The 17,151-nt window shown below is 64.0% G+C and carries 15 protein-coding genes and 2 tRNA genes; 12 read left to right on the forward strand and 5 right to left on the reverse strand.

Going from position 1 to position 17,151, the window contains the following annotated elements; translation table 11 throughout:
• Positions 1 to 50 precede the first annotated feature (50 nt).
• Together QZ497_RS01635 and QZ497_RS01640 are read left to right on the forward strand one after the other, a co-directional pair.
• Positions 51 to 126, forward strand: a tRNA-Gly gene (locus QZ497_RS01635).
• Positions 127 to 250: 124 nt separating this feature from the next.
• Positions 251 to 326, forward strand: a tRNA-Gly gene (locus tag QZ497_RS01640).
• 370 nt (positions 327 to 696) lie between these two features.
• Here the strand turns inward: QZ497_RS01640 and QZ497_RS01645 are convergent.
• The 3 genes from QZ497_RS01645 to QZ497_RS01655 form a co-directional block, all read right to left on the reverse strand.
• Entirely contained in the window at positions 697 to 1,470 is a 774-nt protein-coding gene (locus QZ497_RS01645) for an outer membrane protein OmpK (RefSeq protein ID WP_295470502.1), read from the reverse strand.
• 433 nt (positions 1,471 to 1,903) lie between these two features.
• The gene (locus QZ497_RS01650; protein WP_295470504.1) at positions 1,904 to 2,722 is read right to left on the reverse strand and encodes an NAD(P)-dependent oxidoreductase; all 819 of its coding nucleotides are present in this window, start codon (positions 2,720 to 2,722) and stop codon (positions 1,904 to 1,906) included.
• A gap of 74 nt (positions 2,723 to 2,796) precedes the next feature.
• Positions 2,797 to 3,522, reverse strand: a complete 726-nt coding sequence (locus tag QZ497_RS01655) for an oligogalacturonate-specific porin KdgM family protein (protein ID WP_295470506.1) — start codon at positions 3,520 to 3,522, stop codon at positions 2,797 to 2,799.
• A 353-nt stretch (positions 3,523 to 3,875) separates the two neighbouring features.
• On the opposite strand from QZ497_RS01655, the gene QZ497_RS01660 reads away from it, so the two are divergent.
• From QZ497_RS01660 to QZ497_RS01700, 9 genes are all read left to right on the forward strand, one after another.
• Positions 3,876 to 5,030 carry a mandelate racemase family protein gene (locus QZ497_RS01660; RefSeq protein ID WP_295470507.1) on the forward strand — a complete coding sequence of 385 codons (1,155 nt, stop codon included), beginning with the start codon at positions 3,876 to 3,878 and terminating at the stop codon, positions 5,028 to 5,030.
• Positions 5,031 to 5,099: 69 nt separating this feature from the next.
• Positions 5,100 to 6,710: an ABC transporter substrate-binding protein gene (locus QZ497_RS01665; RefSeq protein WP_295470509.1), complete on the forward strand. Its 1,611-nt coding sequence runs from the start codon at positions 5,100 to 5,102 to the stop codon at positions 6,708 to 6,710.
• A 64-nt stretch (positions 6,711 to 6,774) separates the two neighbouring features.
• A complete protein-coding gene (locus tag QZ497_RS01670; protein WP_295470510.1) occupies positions 6,775 to 7,812 on the forward strand; it encodes an ABC transporter permease in 1,038 nt (345 codons plus the stop codon).
• A 51-nt stretch (positions 7,813 to 7,863) separates the two neighbouring features.
• The gene (locus QZ497_RS01675) at positions 7,864 to 9,474 is read left to right on the forward strand and encodes an ABC transporter substrate-binding protein (protein ID WP_295470512.1); all 1,611 of its coding nucleotides are present in this window, start codon (positions 7,864 to 7,866) and stop codon (positions 9,472 to 9,474) included.
• Between the two features lie 62 nt (positions 9,475 to 9,536).
• Positions 9,537 to 10,454 (forward strand): ABC transporter permease, encoded by a 918-nt coding sequence (locus tag QZ497_RS01680; protein WP_295470514.1) that lies wholly within the window; start codon positions 9,537 to 9,539, stop codon positions 10,452 to 10,454.
• Positions 10,455 to 10,465: 11 nt separating this feature from the next.
• The gene (locus QZ497_RS01685) at positions 10,466 to 11,305 is read left to right on the forward strand and encodes an ABC transporter ATP-binding protein (protein ID WP_295470515.1); all 840 of its coding nucleotides are present in this window, start codon (positions 10,466 to 10,468) and stop codon (positions 11,303 to 11,305) included.
• A gap of 11 nt (positions 11,306 to 11,316) precedes the next feature.
• Positions 11,317 to 12,090, forward strand: a complete 774-nt coding sequence (locus QZ497_RS01690) for an ABC transporter ATP-binding protein (protein ID WP_295470516.1) — start codon at positions 11,317 to 11,319, stop codon at positions 12,088 to 12,090.
• Between the two features lie 82 nt (positions 12,091 to 12,172).
• Positions 12,173 to 12,541 carry a 5-carboxymethyl-2-hydroxymuconate Delta-isomerase gene (locus tag QZ497_RS01695; RefSeq protein WP_295470517.1) on the forward strand — a complete coding sequence of 123 codons (369 nt, stop codon included), beginning with the start codon at positions 12,173 to 12,175 and terminating at the stop codon, positions 12,539 to 12,541.
• Between the two features lie 131 nt (positions 12,542 to 12,672).
• Positions 12,673 to 14,418 carry a glycoside hydrolase family 28 protein gene (locus tag QZ497_RS01700; protein ID WP_295470561.1) on the forward strand — a complete coding sequence of 582 codons (1,746 nt, stop codon included), beginning with the start codon at positions 12,673 to 12,675 and terminating at the stop codon, positions 14,416 to 14,418.
• Positions 14,419 to 14,431: 13 nt separating this feature from the next.
• Here QZ497_RS01700 and QZ497_RS01705 read toward each other — a convergent pair whose 3' ends face one another.
• The gene (locus tag QZ497_RS01705) at positions 14,432 to 15,175 is read right to left on the reverse strand and encodes a FadR/GntR family transcriptional regulator (RefSeq protein WP_295470519.1); all 744 of its coding nucleotides are present in this window, start codon (positions 15,173 to 15,175) and stop codon (positions 14,432 to 14,434) included.
• 98 nt (positions 15,176 to 15,273) lie between these two features.
• Between QZ497_RS01705 and QZ497_RS01710 the strand changes: the two genes are divergently transcribed.
• Positions 15,274 to 15,981, forward strand: coding sequence for a FadR/GntR family transcriptional regulator (locus tag QZ497_RS01710; RefSeq protein ID WP_295470520.1), 708 nt, complete (start codon positions 15,274 to 15,276; stop codon positions 15,979 to 15,981).
• On the opposite strand, the gene QZ497_RS01715 is transcribed toward QZ497_RS01710, so the two are convergent.
• The gene (locus tag QZ497_RS01715; RefSeq protein ID WP_295470522.1) at positions 15,963 to 17,099 is read right to left on the reverse strand and encodes a M50 family metallopeptidase; all 1,137 of its coding nucleotides are present in this window, start codon (positions 17,097 to 17,099) and stop codon (positions 15,963 to 15,965) included. The genes QZ497_RS01710 and QZ497_RS01715 overlap by 19 nt on opposite strands.
• Between the last annotated feature and the right edge of the window lie 52 nt (positions 17,100 to 17,151).

Below are 17,151 nucleotides of genomic sequence, written 5' to 3' on the forward strand. Positions count from 1 at the left end.
CCCTTTCACGGCGGTAACAGGGGTTCGAGTCCCCTAGGGGACGCCAATAAGCGGGAATAGCTCAGTTGGTAGAGCACGACCTTGCCAAGGTCGGGGTCGCGAGTTCGAGTCTCGTTTCCCGCTCCAGATTTGGCGTTTGAAGCCTTGCGGCTTCAGGGCAAAGAAGCCCCGAGCATATCGGGGTTTTTTTATGAGCCTTGCGAGGCTCATGAAGGTTCAACGACTCGTCGCTCTCGACGGGTCGTCACAAGCGGGAATAGCTCAGTTGGTAGAGCACGACCTTGCCAAGGTCGGGGTCGCGAGTTCGAGTCTCGTTTCCCGCTCCAAATTCAGGTTTCGCAAGCATCACTCGGCTTGGTAAACCATAGATAGAAGGGGCTTCGGTCCCTTTTTTCATTTCTGCTTTCCACACCGAGAACCCTTCCTGGCGATGATCCCGGTGGCTGCGCGCTGCTTTTTCATTCGCGGCACAAGCGCCCGACCGCGTGCTGATCAAGGTCGACGGTGTACGGCGACCAGCCTGGCGGGGCGCTACCCCTTTCAGGCGGTTGACGTTGATGTGCGCGGCCAGGCTGCATGCCTGGAAGGTCTGCTCAAGATGTGTTGCGCAGGCGTTTGGTGCGTTTTCGGCCCTGTGCCTCGCATGTTTGCGTTGCAAGCCTTCCTGGTCATGGGGTCGCTTGCCTGCGCAGGTACTTAGAAGTGTGCCTTGAGCAGGAAGCTGATGGCGCTCTGGTCGGTGGCGAAGGCCTGGCTGTCCTTGATGCCGTACTTGTCGCTCCAGTAGTCGTATTCCACGCCCACATAGAACTTCTTGCCCAGCCCGAGGCCCTTGGCCAGGTCGTACTTGATCTGCGGGTTGAAGTGCAGGTTGGCGTGGTAGCTCTTGTCGTTGTCCACCACCCAATCCATGAAGCCGTCGATGACCAGGTCGGAGTTGCCCACGGGAATGGTGTAGCTCCACACCGGGGTAATCTGCCAGACCCCGCTGCCATGGCGCTTGCCATCGGTCTCGCGGTAGTAGGTGTTGAGCTGGAAGTAGTCGAAGCCGGGAATGTTCAGATCCACCGCCGGGCCGAGCAGATAGCTCTCGGTGTCGTCTTCACCGAATTCGTAGGTGGCGGCCAGCAGCACGTCCTTGATCGGGCCGAACGACAGGTCCTTGCCGCTGATCTTGCCGAACGACAGGCGCGGGCTGATCTCGCCGTAGAAGGTCCGGTCATCACCGGAGGCGTTGGTCGCTTCGGTGTTGTAGTGGATGCCGTCGACGAACAGGAACAGGTCGCCGAAGCTCCAGCCGCTGGCGTGTTCGAAGGTCACGGTCTGTTGCCGGGGCGGGTCGACCTTGAAGTCGATGCCGTTGAGGTAGGTCAGGCTGTTGTCCTGCCAAAGCAACAAGTCGCCAGCCAGGCTGTGTCCGGTCATCAGCATGCCGCCGGCCAGCATCAGGGAAGTTGCGTTGCGCATCATAAAGGGGATTCTCAAATCGAGTGGTGAAGTGTGGGTCTTTACAGGTGTCGGGTCGTGCAGGCCGTCTCGGCATGCCGTCTGGCGGGACGGCGCCCGCTCATCGGCGTTGCGGTGCAAGTCGCTTCATGGTTCGAACGCGACGAGTGCGAAGCCGAATGCTGCTGGCCTGCAGCGAGGATGCGCTGCGCTTGAGATGGCATAGGTCGCTATGACGCTCTGTAGCGAATTCGAGACACGTGCCGGTCTTCTGTGGCGGCGTTGTGCGTGAAGGAGAGGCTCGCTCGACCGCAGAATCGGTGTCGCGGTGGTGCGCAGCGCAGCTCGCTGATGTTCGGCGGTGTGCTGGCTGATGCACGAGGTGGCTGGGGTGGTCTGGTGGGAGGAGGGCGGTCTGGGTGACCGCCTTCGGTTTGCGAGAGGGGGGGGCGTGGTTTCAGTCGAAGGGCCCTGCAGCGGTGAACGGGCCGCCTTGCAGCAGGGCGGTCGGGTCATCCGCAGCCGGCCTGGGTTGCTGTTCCAGCTTCTCGCGGAAGCGCTCGGAACTGTCTTGCGGATTGAATCCCAGGTGCGCGGCATAACGGTTGTTCCACCACAGGTCGCGGTTTGCCGACATCCCGTACACCACGGTGTGACCGACATGCTCCGCCAGCAGGGCGCGTTCGATCAGGTGAGCCAGGTCGCGGTAGCTCAGCCAGGTGCTGAGCATGCGCAGGTTGCGCGGTTCGGGAAACGATGAGCCGATGCGCAGGCTTACGGTCTCGATGCCGTAGCGATGGAAATAAAAGGTCGCCAGGTCTTCGCCGAACGATTTCGACAGCCCGTAATAGCAGTCCGGGCGGCGAAGGGAGTGCGCATCGACTGGCTCGTCCTGGCGATAGAAGCCGGTGACGTGGTTGGAGCTGGCGAAGATCACGCGCTTGATGGCGTGTTTGCGGGCCGCTTCATAGATGTGGAAGGTGCCGCGGATATTGGTTTCGAGAATGGCCTCGAAGGCACGTTCGGTGGAAATGCCGCCCATGTGCACGATGGCATCCACACCTTCGGCCAGCGCCAGTACGCCGGCCTTGTCGGCCAGGTCGCAGGGCCGGACCTCTTCGTGTTCACCGGCAGCGGGCGCCAGCGGGCTGATGTCGGAAACCCGCACGACGTCGGCATGTGCCTGCAGCGCCTCGCGCAGTATCTGGCCCAGGCCGCCGGCGGCGCCGGTCAGCAGGAGGCGGTTGAAGGGTTTGCTCGTGGCGGTCTGAGTCATGGCGGAACCTTTGCGCAGTGGCGGGGAAGCGAAACGGTGCCGGGCCACCCTGAGGGCGGCCCGGCGGCGAGGTGTCACAGGAAGTTGTACTGGATGCCGATCCGCCAGCGGGCCTGGCGATCGTCGGTGGTGGAGTTGACCTTGATGTCGCCCACCTCCATGAAGGGCGACCACTGCTTGTTGAGCCTGTACTTGACGATCAGGTTCTGCTCGTAGTCGCTCTTCTTGTTGTCGTAGCGGATGTAGTCCGTCTCGAAATGGATGTACTGGTATTCGAATGCCCATGGGCCCTGGGGCGTATAGCCCAGCCAGCCTTCCAGTCGCGTGGTGTTCTGGTTGTCCTTGGCGCGGTCATCCTTGCTGCGGTCGATCAGGTCGCGGTCGAGACTCCGGGCGTCCTGGCGTACACGTGTGGCGACGTACCAGGTGTCGGAGATCTTGTAGCTGTACTTGAGACCGAACTTGTAGGTGGTGGCGTCCTTGGAGCTGTCCATCTGGAAGGCCGGAGTCAGCGTCGACTGGGGGCTCAACTTGTAGTTGTAGTCCACCGTGAATTCATGGCCGTTGTTGACCATGTTGTCGTACGCGACGTCTTCGCGGTCGCCCGCGGTCTTGTATTTGATCTCGGCGGCGAACCCCAGACCGCTGTCCATGCGGTAGCTGAGCTTGATCCGGTCGGAGTGCATGCTGTCGTCTTCGGTGAAGCCGTGGCGGTAGTTGATGCTCGCGGAATCCGCGCAGGCATAGAAAGACAGGCTGAGGGTGCTGACAGCGATGAGGCTGCGAAGTGTTGTGTTCATGCGATCTTCTTTTTTGTTGTTGTTGAGGACGTTATGAGACAGAGCGGCGAGTCGGGCGGTTGTAGGTCTTCTCCGTGGGAAATTTCGCGATAAGTTATCGTACAACCATGGGGTTGTCTACGATTTCTTGAGATGTTGTCATACCACGTGAAGGGTGGCTCTATTTAGCGCGTTTCATGGGTTTTGTCTGGTTTGGCAGGGGCGATTGACCATTGGTTGGCCAGGTTTTTGTGCGTGAGGGGGCGTTTTTGAAAAGTTTGCGAGGGGCGCTTTTCAAAAGTTGTATGATGACGTAGGATCCGTCGCAGAGCGTGACACACCCGCCACAAATCCAAGAAAAAGGCTCAATGTCCATGATCATCACTGCTGTGAACGTCCAGATCTTCTCCTACCCCACGCGTCGTGCAGTCGACAGCGCCGGGCATGCCCACCCCGGCGATGTCACCCAGGCCAGGATGGCCCTGCTGCGTATCCGCACCGAATGCGGCAACGAAGGCTACGCACTGGGTGCGCCTGAGCTGATTCGCCCCTACGTGCTGGATAACTTCGTGCGCAAGGTGCTGGTGGGCGCCAATGCCTTCGATCGCGAAAGGATCTGGCACGACCTGGCGCACTGGCAGCGCGGCAGCGCCAGCCAACTGACCGATCGCGCTCTGGCGCTGGTCGAACAAGCCTTGTGGGACTGGGCCGGGCGCAAGCTCAAGCTGCCGGTCTACAAGTTGATCGGGGGCTACCGCGACAAGGTGCCGGCTTACGGTTCGACCATGTGTGGCGACGAGCTGCCCGGTGGTCTGTCCACACCGGAGGAGTACGGCCGCTTCGCCGAGACCCTGGTCAAGCGTGGCTACAAGGCCATCAAGCTGCACACCTGGATGCCGCCGGTGTCCTTCGCGCCGAGCGTCAGCATGGACATCAAGGCCTGCGCCGCCGTGCGTGAAGCCGTGGGCCCAGACATCGCGCTGATGATCGATGGTTATCACTGGTACAGCCGCACCGAAGCCCTGACCATCGGCCGGGCCCTGGAGAAGCTGAATTTCGCCTGGTTCGAAGAACCGATGATGGAAGACTCGGCCGAGTCTTACGCCTGGCTGGCCAGCCAGCTGGATATCCCGATCCTTGGTCCGGAAAGCCTGGGCGGCAAGCACCTCAGTCGTGCCAGCTGGGTGAAGAACGACGTCTGTGACATCCTGCGTGCCGGCGTGGCCGGTGTCGGCGGCATCGCTCCGTGCCTGAAGGTCGCGCACATGGCCGAGTCGTTCGGCATGGATTGCGAGATCCACGGCAACGGCGCCGCCAACCTGACAGTGGTCGGTGCGATCAAGAACTGCACCTGGTACGAGCGCGGCCTGTTGCACCCGTTCCTGGACTACGACGAGGTGCCGGCCTACCTGAATCGCCTGGTCGACCCGATGGATGCCGACGGTTTCGTGCACCTGTCCGACCAGCCTGGCCTGGGTGAAGACATCAACTTCAACTACGTCGAAACCAATACCCTGGAAAGCTTCTGATTCGTCCATGGCGACACGCGCCAGATGCGTGTCGCCCGAGAGTCCAATAACTATAAAAAGGCTACTCACATGAACGTTATCCCGAAACTCTGGGCGGGCGCCTTCGCCGCATCGCTGGCGTTGACTTCGCTGCCTGCCGCATTCGCCAAGACGCCTGCCGACCAGCTCATCGTCGGCATGAGCATGATCAACCTGTTGTCTCTCGACCCGGCCGCGGCCACTGGTCTGGACGTCTCCGAGATCAACGCCAACCTGTACGACATGCTGTTGGTTCAGGATGTCAGGCAGCCTGACACCCTGAAACCCGCACTGGCAGAAAGCTGGCAGGTCAGCGATGACCGCAAGACCCTCACCTTCACGCTGCGCAAGGACGTGAAGTTCCAGTCGGGCAACCCGCTCAGCGCGCAGGATGTGGCCTGGTCGCTGCAACGCGTGCTCAAGCTCAACTTGGCCCTGGCCTCGACCTGGAAGGCCTACGGTTTCACCGCCGCCAACGTCGAACAGCACATGCGCGCCACCGACGACTCCACCTTCGTCGTCGAACTGCCGCGCCCCACCGACCCGATGCTGGTGTTCAACACCCTGGCCACCTCGCCCAGTGCGTTCATCCTCGACCGCAAGGAAGTGCTCAAGCACCAGAAGGGCGATGACCTGGGCGCCGCCTGGCTGACCACCCATGCCGCCGGCAGCGGCCCGTTCATCCTCAACGACTGGCGCGCCAACGACGTGCTGCTGATGAGCCGTTTCGAGGGCTACTGGGGAGGGCCGGCCAAGCTCAAGCGCATCGTCATGCGCAACATGACCGAGTCGCAGTCGCTGCGCCTGATGATCGAGCGCGGCGATCTCGACCTGGCCAAGGGCATGGCGGCGCCGGACATCGCCGCCCTGGAGAAATCCGACAAGGTACGCGCCGAGACCGTCCAGCGCGGCACGCTCTACTACGTGGCGCTCAGCGTGAAGAGCAAACCGTTCGACGATGCCCGGGTGCGCAAGGCGGTGCGTTCGCTGATCGACTACCAGGGCATCAACCAGACGGTGATGCCGCACTATGGCCTGCTCAACCAGCGGCCGCTGCCACTGGGCCTGCCTGCACGCCTGGACGATCCCGGCTATACCCTCAACGTCGCCGAGGCCAGGAAGCTGCTGGCTGAAGCCGGCTACCCCGAGGGCTTCAAGACCACCATCCGGGTGCTCACCGAGCCGCCGTTCGTCAACATCGCTTCCAGCCTGCAGGCGACCCTGGCACAGGCCGGCATTCAGGCCAGCCTCATCACCGGCACCGGCAACCAGATCTACGGCGCCATGCGCGATCGCAGTTTCGACATCCTGGTAGGGCGGGGCGGCGGAGGGGCCGAACGGCATCCGCATTCGAGCCTGCGTACCCTGGTGTACAACCCGGACAACCGTGACGAAGCCCGCCTGAGCAATTTCCAGGGCTGGCGCACCTCGTTCTACAGCCCGGAACTGAACCAGTTGATCGAAACCGCCGAGGTCGAACCCGACAAGGCCCGGCAACGGGCGCAGTACCAGCAGATCCAGGAAAAGCTCGACGAGCAGGTCGGGGCCATCATGCCGGTGTCGCAGATGACCGACACCGTGATGGTCTACCACGACGTGCAGGACTATCAGGGCCACACGGCGGCCACCACTCGTTACAAAGACGTCTACAAGTCGCGTTGAGCGGGCAGGGGCGTGCGCGCCCCTCACGCCCTGGTGACCGATAACGCTTTTTCAGGAGCCTGTTATGTTTGTTTCGACTGCCTCTGCCCTGGGCACCCGCGTATCCGGGACCGCCCGCCGGGCCAGCACCGTCCTGGTGACCTTGCTGGGCCTCTTGGCGCTGACCTTTTTCATCGGCCGGGTGATGCCGCTGGACCCGGTACTGGCCGTGGTCGGTCCGGACGCCGACAGCTCCACCTACGAGCAGGTGTACCGCTCGATGGGCCTGGACAAGCCGATCTGGGCACAGTTCGGCCTGTACCTCAACGACCTGGCCCACGGTGACTTCGGCGATGCGCTGCTCACCGGCCATCCTGTGCTGGAGGACATCAAGCGCGTCTTCCCCGCCACCATCGAGCTGGCGACCCTGGCCATTCTCTTCGGCATCCTCATCGGCCTGCCATTGGGCGTGGTAGCGGCCAGCAATCAGGGGCGCATCGGCGATCACGTGGCTCGCGTCATCACCCTGTTCGGCTATTCCACGCCGATCTTCTGGGTGGGCATGATGGGCCTGCTGATCTTCTACGCCTGGCTGGGTTGGGCCGGCGGCGCCGGGCGCATCGACCTGGCCTATGACGGCATGGTGACCGAAGTCACCGGGCTGCTGTTAATCGACACCGCGCTGGCCCGCGACTGGGAGGCTTTCTCCAGCGCCCTGCGGCACATCGTGCTGCCTGCGCTGATCCTGGGCCTGAACTCGGTGGCCTATATCAGCCGCATGACCCGCAGCTTCATGCTCGAACAACTTTCGCAGGAGTACATCATCACCGCCCGGGTCAAGGGCCTGTCGCGGCGCCAGGTGGTGTGGGGGCATGCGTTTCGCAACATCCTCGTGCAACTGCTCACGGTGGTCGCGCTGGCCTACGGCTCGCTGCTCGAAGGCGCGGTATTGATCGAGACGGTGTTTGCCTGGCCCGGTTTCGGCCAGTACCTGACCAGCAGCCTGATGCTCGGTGACATGAACGCGGTGATGGGCTGTGTCCTGCTGATCGGCCTGATCTTCGTCGCCCTCAACCTGATCAGTGACGCGCTCTACAAGGTGTTCGACCCACGGACCCGCTGAGCCCCGCGCCAGCCCGAACACACGAATAACTATAAAAAGAAGGACGACTCCATGAAGACTGTATTCCCTTCCCTGCGCATGAGCCTGCTCGGTGCGATCCTGGCTCTGGGGCCGATGGCTGCCGTACAGGCCAAGACCCCGGCTGACCAACTGATCGTCGGCATGAGCATGGTCAACCTGTTCTCCATCGACCCGGCCAACGCGCCCGGCCTGGATGCTTCCGGGATCAACGCCAACCTCTACGACACGCTGATCAAGCGTGACAACGGCAACCCCGACCGGCACCTGCCACAACTGGCCGAGCGCTGGAGCGTCAGCGAAGACGGTACGCAGATCACCTTTCACCTGCGCAGCGACGTCAAGTTCCACTCCGGGAACCCGCTCACGGCCGAAGACGTGGCCTGGTCGTTGTACCGGGTGATGAAACTCAACTTCGGCCTGGCCACCACCTGGAAGGCCTATGGCTACAGTGCCGAGAACATCCAGGGGCTGATCCGTGCCACCGATGCGCACACGCTGGTGATCGACCTGCCGCAGCCGGTCAACCCGCTGCTGGTGATCGATTCGCTGGCCGTATCACCCAGCGCCGTGGTGGTGGATCGCGTGCTGGCGCTCAAACACGAGAAAAACGGTGACCTCGGTGCTGCCTGGCTGGTCACCAACGAAGCGGGCAGCGGTCCCTTCACCTTGAGCAAATGGAGCGCCAACGACGCGCTGGTGATGACCCGCTTCGACGGCTACTGGGCCGGCGCGGCGAAGATGAAGCGTGTGCTGGTGCGGCACATGACCGAGTCGCAGTCGCTGCGTCTGATGCTCGAACGCGGTGATCTGGACCTGGCCTATGGCATGGCCGCGCCGGACATCAAGGCCATCGAGGGGTCGGACAAGCTGCAGGTGCAGGCCTTGCAGCGCGGCACCATGTACTACGTGGCGATGAGCATGAAACAGCCGGAGTTCGCCAACCAGAAAGTGCGCGAAGCGGTGCGCAGCCTGATCGACTACAAGGGCATCGACGAGCAGGTGATGCCGCACTACGGCAAGCTCAACCAGCAGCCGATGCAGCTGGGCCTGGAGGCGCGCCTACCCGACCCCGGCTATCGCCTGGACGTCGCCAAGGCCAAGACCCTGCTGGCCGAGGCAGGCTACCCGCAGGGCTTCACCACCACCATCCGCACGCTGTCGGAGCCGCCGTTCATCGACATCGCGGCGCGCATGCAGGCGACCCTGGCCGAGGGTGGCATCAAGGCGAGCATCGTCACCGGCACCGGCAACCAGGTCTATGGCGCGATGCGCGCCCGCAACTTCGAGATGATCGTGGCCCGCGGTGCGGAGCGATACCCGCATCCGTACTTCAGCCTGCGCACCTTCGTCTACAACCCCGACAACAGCGACAACGCCGGGCTGCCCAACTTCCAGGGCTGGCGCGCCTCGTTCTTCGATCGCCAGCTCAACGACCTGATCGACCGCCTGGGCGTGGAGCGTGACGCCGCCAAGCGCCTGACCCTGTACCACGAAGCGCAGCAGCGCTACGACCAGCTGGCCGGACCGATCATGATCGTTTCGCAGATGACCGACACCGCGGTGAGCGCCAGAGACGTCAAGGGCTTCACCGGCGATGACGCCGAGGCGACCCGTTACCTGGGCGTGTACAAACAACGCTGAATCCCGCCGGGCGCGCCTGCGGGCGCTTCCGGTGGCCATGATTCCCCATCGAGAGCATGCCGATGATTGCCAACATGTCTTCTTCCGAATCAGCTGCCAAGCACAAGAACGAACACGCACCGTCCTCCAGCATGGAGGCGCTGTACAAGAGCAGCCTGCGGGTGTTCAACCACCTGCTGCGCAACCCCATGACCCTGGCCGGGCTGCTGGTGGCGCTGCTGCTGATCGTGGTCGCCACCTTTGCGCCATGGATCGCCACCCACGACCCGGTGGTCCAGAACCTCGGCGCGGCGCTGCAGGCGCCTGGGGCCGCGCACTGGTTCGGCACCGACGAATACGGCCGCGACATCTTCAGCCGCCTGGTGTACGGCGCACGCATCACCCTGTACATCATCGTGCTGGTGACCGTCATCGTCGGCCCTATCGGGTTGTTCATCGGTACGGTCTCGGGGTACTTCGGCGGTTTCGTCGACACGCTGTTCATGCGCATCACCGACATCTTCATCTCGTTCCCCAGCCTGGTCCTGGCCCTGGCCTTCATCGCCGCCCTCGGCCCTGGCCTGGAGCATGCGGTGGTCGCCATCGCGCTGACCTCCTGGCCGCCGATCGCGCGCCTGGCGCGGGCCGAGACCCTGTCGCTGCGCAAGGCCGACTTCGTGGTGGCGGTGGAGCTGCAGGGCGCCTCGTCGACGCGCATCATCCTGCGCCACATCGTGCCGATGTGCCTGTCGTCGGTGATCATCCGCCTGACCATGAACATGGCCGGCATCATCCTCACCGCCGCCGCCCTGGGCTTTCTCGGCCTGGGCGCGCAGGCGCCGCTGCCGGAGTGGGGCGCGATGATCTCCACCGGTCGCCGCTACATGCTCGAATGCTGGTGGCTGGTCGCCGTGCCGGGGGCCGCGATCATGCTGGTCAGCCTGGCGTTCAACCTGCTGGGCGATGGCCTGCGGGACATCCTCGATCCACGTAGCGAATGACCGGAGGCCCCATGTCCAATCCAAAACTGATCGTCGATTCGCTCAACGTGCGCTTCGTCAACGGCAAGAAAGTCATGCATGCGGTGCGTGACGTGTCCTTCACCCTGGGCCGCGAGAAACTCGCCATCGTCGGCGAGTCCGGTTCGGGCAAGTCGACGGTCGGGCGCAGCCTGCTCAAGCTGCACCCGGCCAGTGCGCAGATCACCGCCAACACCCTGCAGTTCGGCGACGTCGACCTGCTGACCGCCAGCGAAAAGGCCATGCAGAAGATCCGTGGCCAGCGCATCTCGATGATCATGCAAGACCCGAAGTACTCGCTGAACCCGGTGGTGCGTGTCGGCGAGCAGATCGCCGAAGCCTACCTGGCCCACCACAAGGCCAGCCGCAGCGAAGCCCGCGAGCGGGTGCTGCTGATGCTGGAGAAAGTGCACATCCGCGACCCCAAGCGGGTCTATGACCTGTACCCGCACGAAGTCAGCGGCGGCATGGGCCAGCGCATCATGATCGCCATGATGGTGATCACCAACCCGGAAGTGATCATCGCCGACGAGCCCACCTCGGCCCTGGACGTTTCGGTGCGCCAGCAGGTGCTCAACGTGCTCGAAGAGCTGGTGGTCGAGCAGCAACTGGGGCTGATCTTCGTCAGCCACGACCTCAACCTGGTGCGCAACTACTGCGACCGCGTGCTGGTGATGTACGCCGGGCGTGTGGTCGAGTCGCTGGCCGCCAGTGACTTGCATCGCGCCGAACATCCCTATACCCGTGGCCTGCTGGCCGCCTTGCCGAGCATGGACAACCGCCGTCCGCGCCTGCCTGTGCTGCAGCGCGACCCGCTCTGGCTCACCTGCTGAGGAAACTGACCATGTCCATGATCCAAGCCCAATCGTTGAACCTGAGCTTTGGTGTCGGCCCGGCGCTGAACCAGGTGCTGCATGACGTCAACCTGAGTGTCGAGGACGGCGAGTCGTTCGGTCTGGTCGGCGAGTCCGGTTCCGGCAAGACCACCGTGCTGCGCTGCCTGGCCGGTCAGTACCGGCACTGGAGCGGGGCACTGAGCATTGCCGGCGTGCCGCTGCAGCACAAGATTCCCAAGGAGCACTTTCGCAAGGTGCAGATGGTCTTCCAGGACCCCTACGGTTCGTTGCATCCACGCCACACCATCGATACCGCGCTGCGCGAGCCGCTGGCCATCCACGGCATGGGCGAGCGCGACGAGCGCATCAACGACATTCTGCACAAGGTCGGCCTCAACGACAGCTTCCGCTATCGATACCCGCACCAGTTGTCCGGCGGTCAGCGCCAGCGCGTGGCCATCGCCCGGGCGCTGATCCTCGAACCCCGGGTGCTGCTGCTCGACGAACCGACTTCAGCCCTCGATGTGTCGGTGCAGGCCGAGATCCTCAACCTGCTGTCCGACCTGCGCCAGCGCGAGAAGCTCACCTACCTGATGGTCACCCATGATCTGGGGGTGGTCAGCCACCTGTGCGACAAGGTCGCGGTGATGCAGCACGGGCGTATCGTCGAGCGCCTCGACAGCCAGGCCTTGAGCCAGGACCAGGCGAGCCACGAGTACACCCGCATGCTGGTGCAGGCCAGCCGCGACTTCAGCGCCGAGCCGGTGCGCGCCGCCGTCTGAACACCCCTGTCCCTGTGCGGGGATGGCGTCACGCGCCGGCCCCGCCCATCGGCGGATCGATGACGGTCCGCGAGGAAAGCGTATGCCTCATTGCATCATCGAATGCCCCGCCGGCCTGGCCCGGGCGGTGGGCGAGCAGACCCTGCTGGGCACCGTCCACGACGCCATCGACGCCAGTGGGCTGTTCACCCCCGGTGACATCAAGGTCCGTCTGGCCCTGTACGAACACTACCGCTGCGGCGCCACCCAGGACGATTTCGTCCATGTGACCCTGCAGATTCTCTCGGGGCGCAGTGCGGATCAGCGCCGTGCCCTGGCACTGGACACCGTCGGCGCGCTGGTGGCACGCCTGCCGCAGGTGCAGGCGGTATCGATGGACGTGAGGGAAATGCCGCGCGAGACCTTCGTCAACCGCCGTCATTACCTCGCACACGCCGCCGGGCAAGGCTGAAGCGGATTCGGCCCAACCCCGGTGCGATGACTGGCAACCACAAGGAAAACAACAACATGCCGATAGCAACACCCCTCACTGCATTCCTTGCCAGGCGCGGCCTGGCTGGTTCGATCGTCGCCGCCCTGGCCATGGGCAGCAGCCTGCCGCTCTGGGCACTGGAGGCGCCGGCCAGGCTGCAGGTGCCGACCCTGGCCTTCGATGACCGGCAGATCATCCTGGTCTGGGAAAAGCCCGAAGCCCATGCCGACATCCAGGACTACCACGTCTATGCCAACGGCCAGCGGCTGGGCAGTGCCAATGCCAACAACGACCGGGTGTCGCCAGCCAAGCCCTATATCGACCGCTTCTACGAGCAGGACACGCGCGGCTTTCATCACCGCATCGCCATCCACAGCTACACCGCCGAGGGCCTCACGCCTGACACCGAGTACCGCTTCACCGTGCGTTCGGTCGGCCGTGACGGCAAGGAGTCGGCCGACAGCCCGGTGCTGGTGCAGCGCACCACGCCGGTTCCTGCAGTGTTCGACGTCAGGCGCTACGGCGCCAAGGGCGACGGCAGCACCCTGGATACCGCCGCGATCCAGCGCGCCATCGATGCATGCACACGCGGTTGCAAGGTGCTGCTGCCGGCTGGCACCTACAAGAGCGGTGCGCTGTACCTCAAGAGCAACATGACCCTGGAGATCGCCGAGGGCGCGACCCTGCTCGGGTCGGAGCGTGCCGAGGACTACCCGCGCGAGGGTTACATTCAATACCCGTATTCGACCACCGTGCGCCCGGCCTCGCTGATCAACGCGCTGCCACGTGACCCGCGCAGCCACCAGGCCTTCGAGAACATCCGCATCGTCGGCAAGGGCACCCTCGACGGCAACGGCTGGAAACGCAATGACGACGTGGTCGACGAGCGCGGCCAGCGCCTGCCGTTCTATCTGCCCAGCGACAACAGCCGCTACCTGCACGACGGGATACTGGCCAAGGCCCAGGTCGAACGTGCGGTGGCCGAAGGCATGAACGTCAAGGATGCCTACGGTCAGATGCGTTCTTCGCTGATTACCCTGCGCGATGTGAAGAACGTCTTCTATGGTGGCTTCACCGTGGTCAACCCGGCGTTCCACGGCATCATGAACCTGGAAACCGAAAACGTGGTGCTGGCCAATACCACCCACAAGACCTATGACGCCAACAATGGTGATGGCATCGAGTTCGCCAACAGCCGTGGCGCGATGGTCTTCAACAACTTCTTCGACACCGGTGACGACTGCGTCAACTTCGCCGCTGGCACCGGCGCCGAGGCGGTGAAGCAGAAACCCCAGGAAGATGCCTGGATCTTCAACAACTACTTCCGCAAGGGCCATGGCATGGTGGTCGCCGGCAGCCATACCGGTGCGTGGATCCAGAACATCCTGGCTGAAGACAACGTCTCGGACGGCACCGATGCCGGGCTGCGCATGAAGAGCACCAACTTCATGGGCGGCGGCGCACGCCATGTCACCTTCCGCGACTCGGCAATCCGCAACACGGTCAAGCAGGCGTTCATCTTCACCCTCGACTACCACGACCCCAACGCCAAGCTCGACTACCAGCGCTCGACCATCGCCGGTCAGTTCCGCGACATTCGGGTCAGCAATGTGAGCGTGGAGAATGCGCGTGGCGCGGCCATCGAGGTCAAGGGTGACAGTGCCCACGACGCCTTTCACCAGGGCCTGGTGTTCGAGCGGGTGCGCTTCAGTGGCCCGGCACAGGCGAAGATCGATGGGTTGAAGGACTCGCGCTTCGACGCGGTGCGCTTCAGCGAAACCGGCGATGTGCAGCCCTGGCAGGTGAAGAACAGCCAGGGCCTGAGTTTCAGTCAGGTGGAACCGGCGGCGCCCTGAGCCGCCCGCGGCCTCACTCGTTGTAGAAGGCCTGGCGCTGCTGGGCCTCGCGCAGGCGAGTGCGGCTGTTGCTCAGGTGCAGGAACATGGCCGCGCGCGCTGCATCCACGTGACGGCTGGCGATGGCGTCGAAGATCTGCTGGTGCTCGGCGTTGATGCCTGCCAGGTAGGTACTGCGATTGCTCTGGCCGATGTAGGCCGAGTTCATCCGGGTACGCGGAATCAGCTTGGTACCCAGGTGCTTCATGATGTCGATCAGGTAATGGTTGCCCGAGGCCTTGGCGATCTGCAGATGGAACTGGAAGTCGGCGTAGGTGGTGCTGCCGGATTTTTCCGGGCCTTCCAGCAGGGCGTGCAGCGCCTGCTCGACTTCTGCCAGGGCTTCAGGCGTGGCACGCTCGGCGGCCATGCCGGCGGCCTGCACCTCCAGGCTCAGGCGGAACTCCAGCAGGTCGAGGACGTCGGAGAGCTGCACGATGGTCGCCGGGCCCAGGGCGAAGCCTTCCGGGGCGGGCATGTCGAGAATGAAGGTGCCGACGCCGTGGCGGGTCTCGACCAGCCCGGCCGCCTGCATGCGCGACAGCGCGTCACGCACCACCGTGCGGCTGACGCCTTCGTCCTGCATGATGGTGGCTTCGGTCGGCAGCTTGTCGCCACGCTTGAGAGCGCCATCGCGCATGCGCTGGGCAAAGCGTTCGACCAGGGCTTCGGCGAGCCGGCGAGGTTTGTTGGCAGCTGGGGCGGAGAGGTCCGGCATGGGTATGCTCTGGCTGGTTTGGACAAGGATTATAGTGCGAACGGACGCGAAGCTGCGCTTATACTGCTGACAATTTGATATCTCAATGGATCCTTCCCATGGACAGTTCTCCCCCCGAGCGACGCCTGAGCCTGGCCCAGCAGCTGGTCCTTGATCTGTCGCGTCGAATCCTCGCCGGTGAACTGCCTGCTGGCAGCAAGCTGCCCACCGAGCAGGCACTGACCCAGGAACGCGGGGTCAGCCGCACGGTGGTGCGTGAAGCCATGTCGCGGCTCCAGGCCGAAGGGCTGGTGGAAACCCGGCGCGGCATCGGCACCTTCGTGGTCGATACCACCGGCCCCGGCGCGTTTCAGGTCGGGCGTCATGACCGTGATCCGGCCTACGACGAAGTGGCTTTCATCGAGCTGCGCATGAGCCTTGAAGTGGACGCCGCAGCCATCGCCGCACAGCGCGCCAGCGCCGAGCAGCTGCAAACGCTGCGCACCGCGCTGGACGAGGCCAATGCGCTGCCGCGTATCGCTCAGGACAGCATCGCCACCGACTTCCGCTTTCATCTGCTGATCGTGCTGTGTACGGGCAACAGTTTCTTCATCGATGCCATGACCCACATGAGCAATACCCTCAAGGTCGGCGTGACCCCGCCGCCCGAGCTGGCCGAGCTGCATCGCCAGGCGTGTCGTCGCGAGCGCGAGCAGATCTACACCGCCATCTCGCACCGCGACCCCGACGGGGCCCGCGCGGCGATGCGCCTGCACCTGATCAATTGCCTGCAACGCGTGCGGGCGGCTCAGGCGACGGCGGGCTGAGCCTCTGCCGGGTGCGTGCGGGCCCGTTCGCGGATCTGTGTTGCCAGTTGCTCCTCCAGTGCCGCATAGCCGCCCGCCACATGGTTGCGCGCCAGTTGCAAGGCCTTGGCCAGATGGCGCTCCATGCTCGGCACATCGCCCTGCAACGCGGCGCGCAGGGCGTCGCAACGCGGTGCCAGGGACGGGGCGAACCAGTCCACATCCCGGTTGCGGCCGTACGCGTCCAGCGCCGAGGCGTCCTGGGTGTAGTAGGCGCGGCTGTAGGCCAGGTCGCGCTGCATGATCGCGATGCTGGTGGCCACGGGCAGCAACTGCTTGCTATGGGCGTCAAGCATCGCTTGCAGCGCGCTGTCCAGTTGCTGAATACCCGGCCAGTCTTCAAGTGCTTGCCGGGCATAGATCTGATAGGAGAGGGCGATCAGCGGCATGGGCATCGGCTGTTCGGCCAGTGCCTGAATGTCTTCGACCGCTAGCCGCTCGGCCGGCACGCCAGCGACGTAATGCGCCAGCAGACGGGTGTAGGCCAGGTCGGCAGCGTTTTGGTCCGGCCGCCGCCACCAGGTCAGCAGCTTGAAACCGTCGCTCTGGCTACGCCCCCAGGTCGGCACCAGGTTGGCCAGACCCATGCCCAGGTTGATCAGCGCGAAGCCCGGCAGCACGCCGATCAGCGAGCCACCCAGCACAGCGAGGATCAGGCACAGGGCGGCGGCGATCAGGTTGGCCAACGGCCCCATGACGACGAACAGCAATAGCGACTCGCGTACCGGTTGGTCCGGACGCTGCGCGGCGAACACGTAGCCGCTCAGTCCCAGGCTTCGCGGCACGCCCTTCAGGCGCACCCGCAAGCCTCGACGCTGGGGCTGGATCGCCAGGTGGAAGACCTGCACCTGCAACACCGGCATCCCGGCCAGGCGCGCCCCCAACCAGTGCCCGGCTTCGTGGATCAGCGTGGCAAGCATGATCAGCACGGTGACCAGCAGCACGCTGACGAACGGTCCATGCCTGAAGATACCGCCCATGCCCATCAGCACGCCGGCCCAGGCGCAGGCGCCGATGAACAGCGCCACCTGGATCAGCACCATCAGGCGGTTCAAGCCGCGCTTTGCAGTATTGCCCATGGCATGTCTCTCGTGAACGATGCCCAGCAGACCATGGTGGGGCGCCTGGGTT

The sequence above is a fragment of the uncultured Pseudomonas sp. genome (assembly GCF_913777995.1).
Lineage (GTDB): Bacteria > Pseudomonadota > Gammaproteobacteria > Pseudomonadales > Pseudomonadaceae > Aquipseudomonas.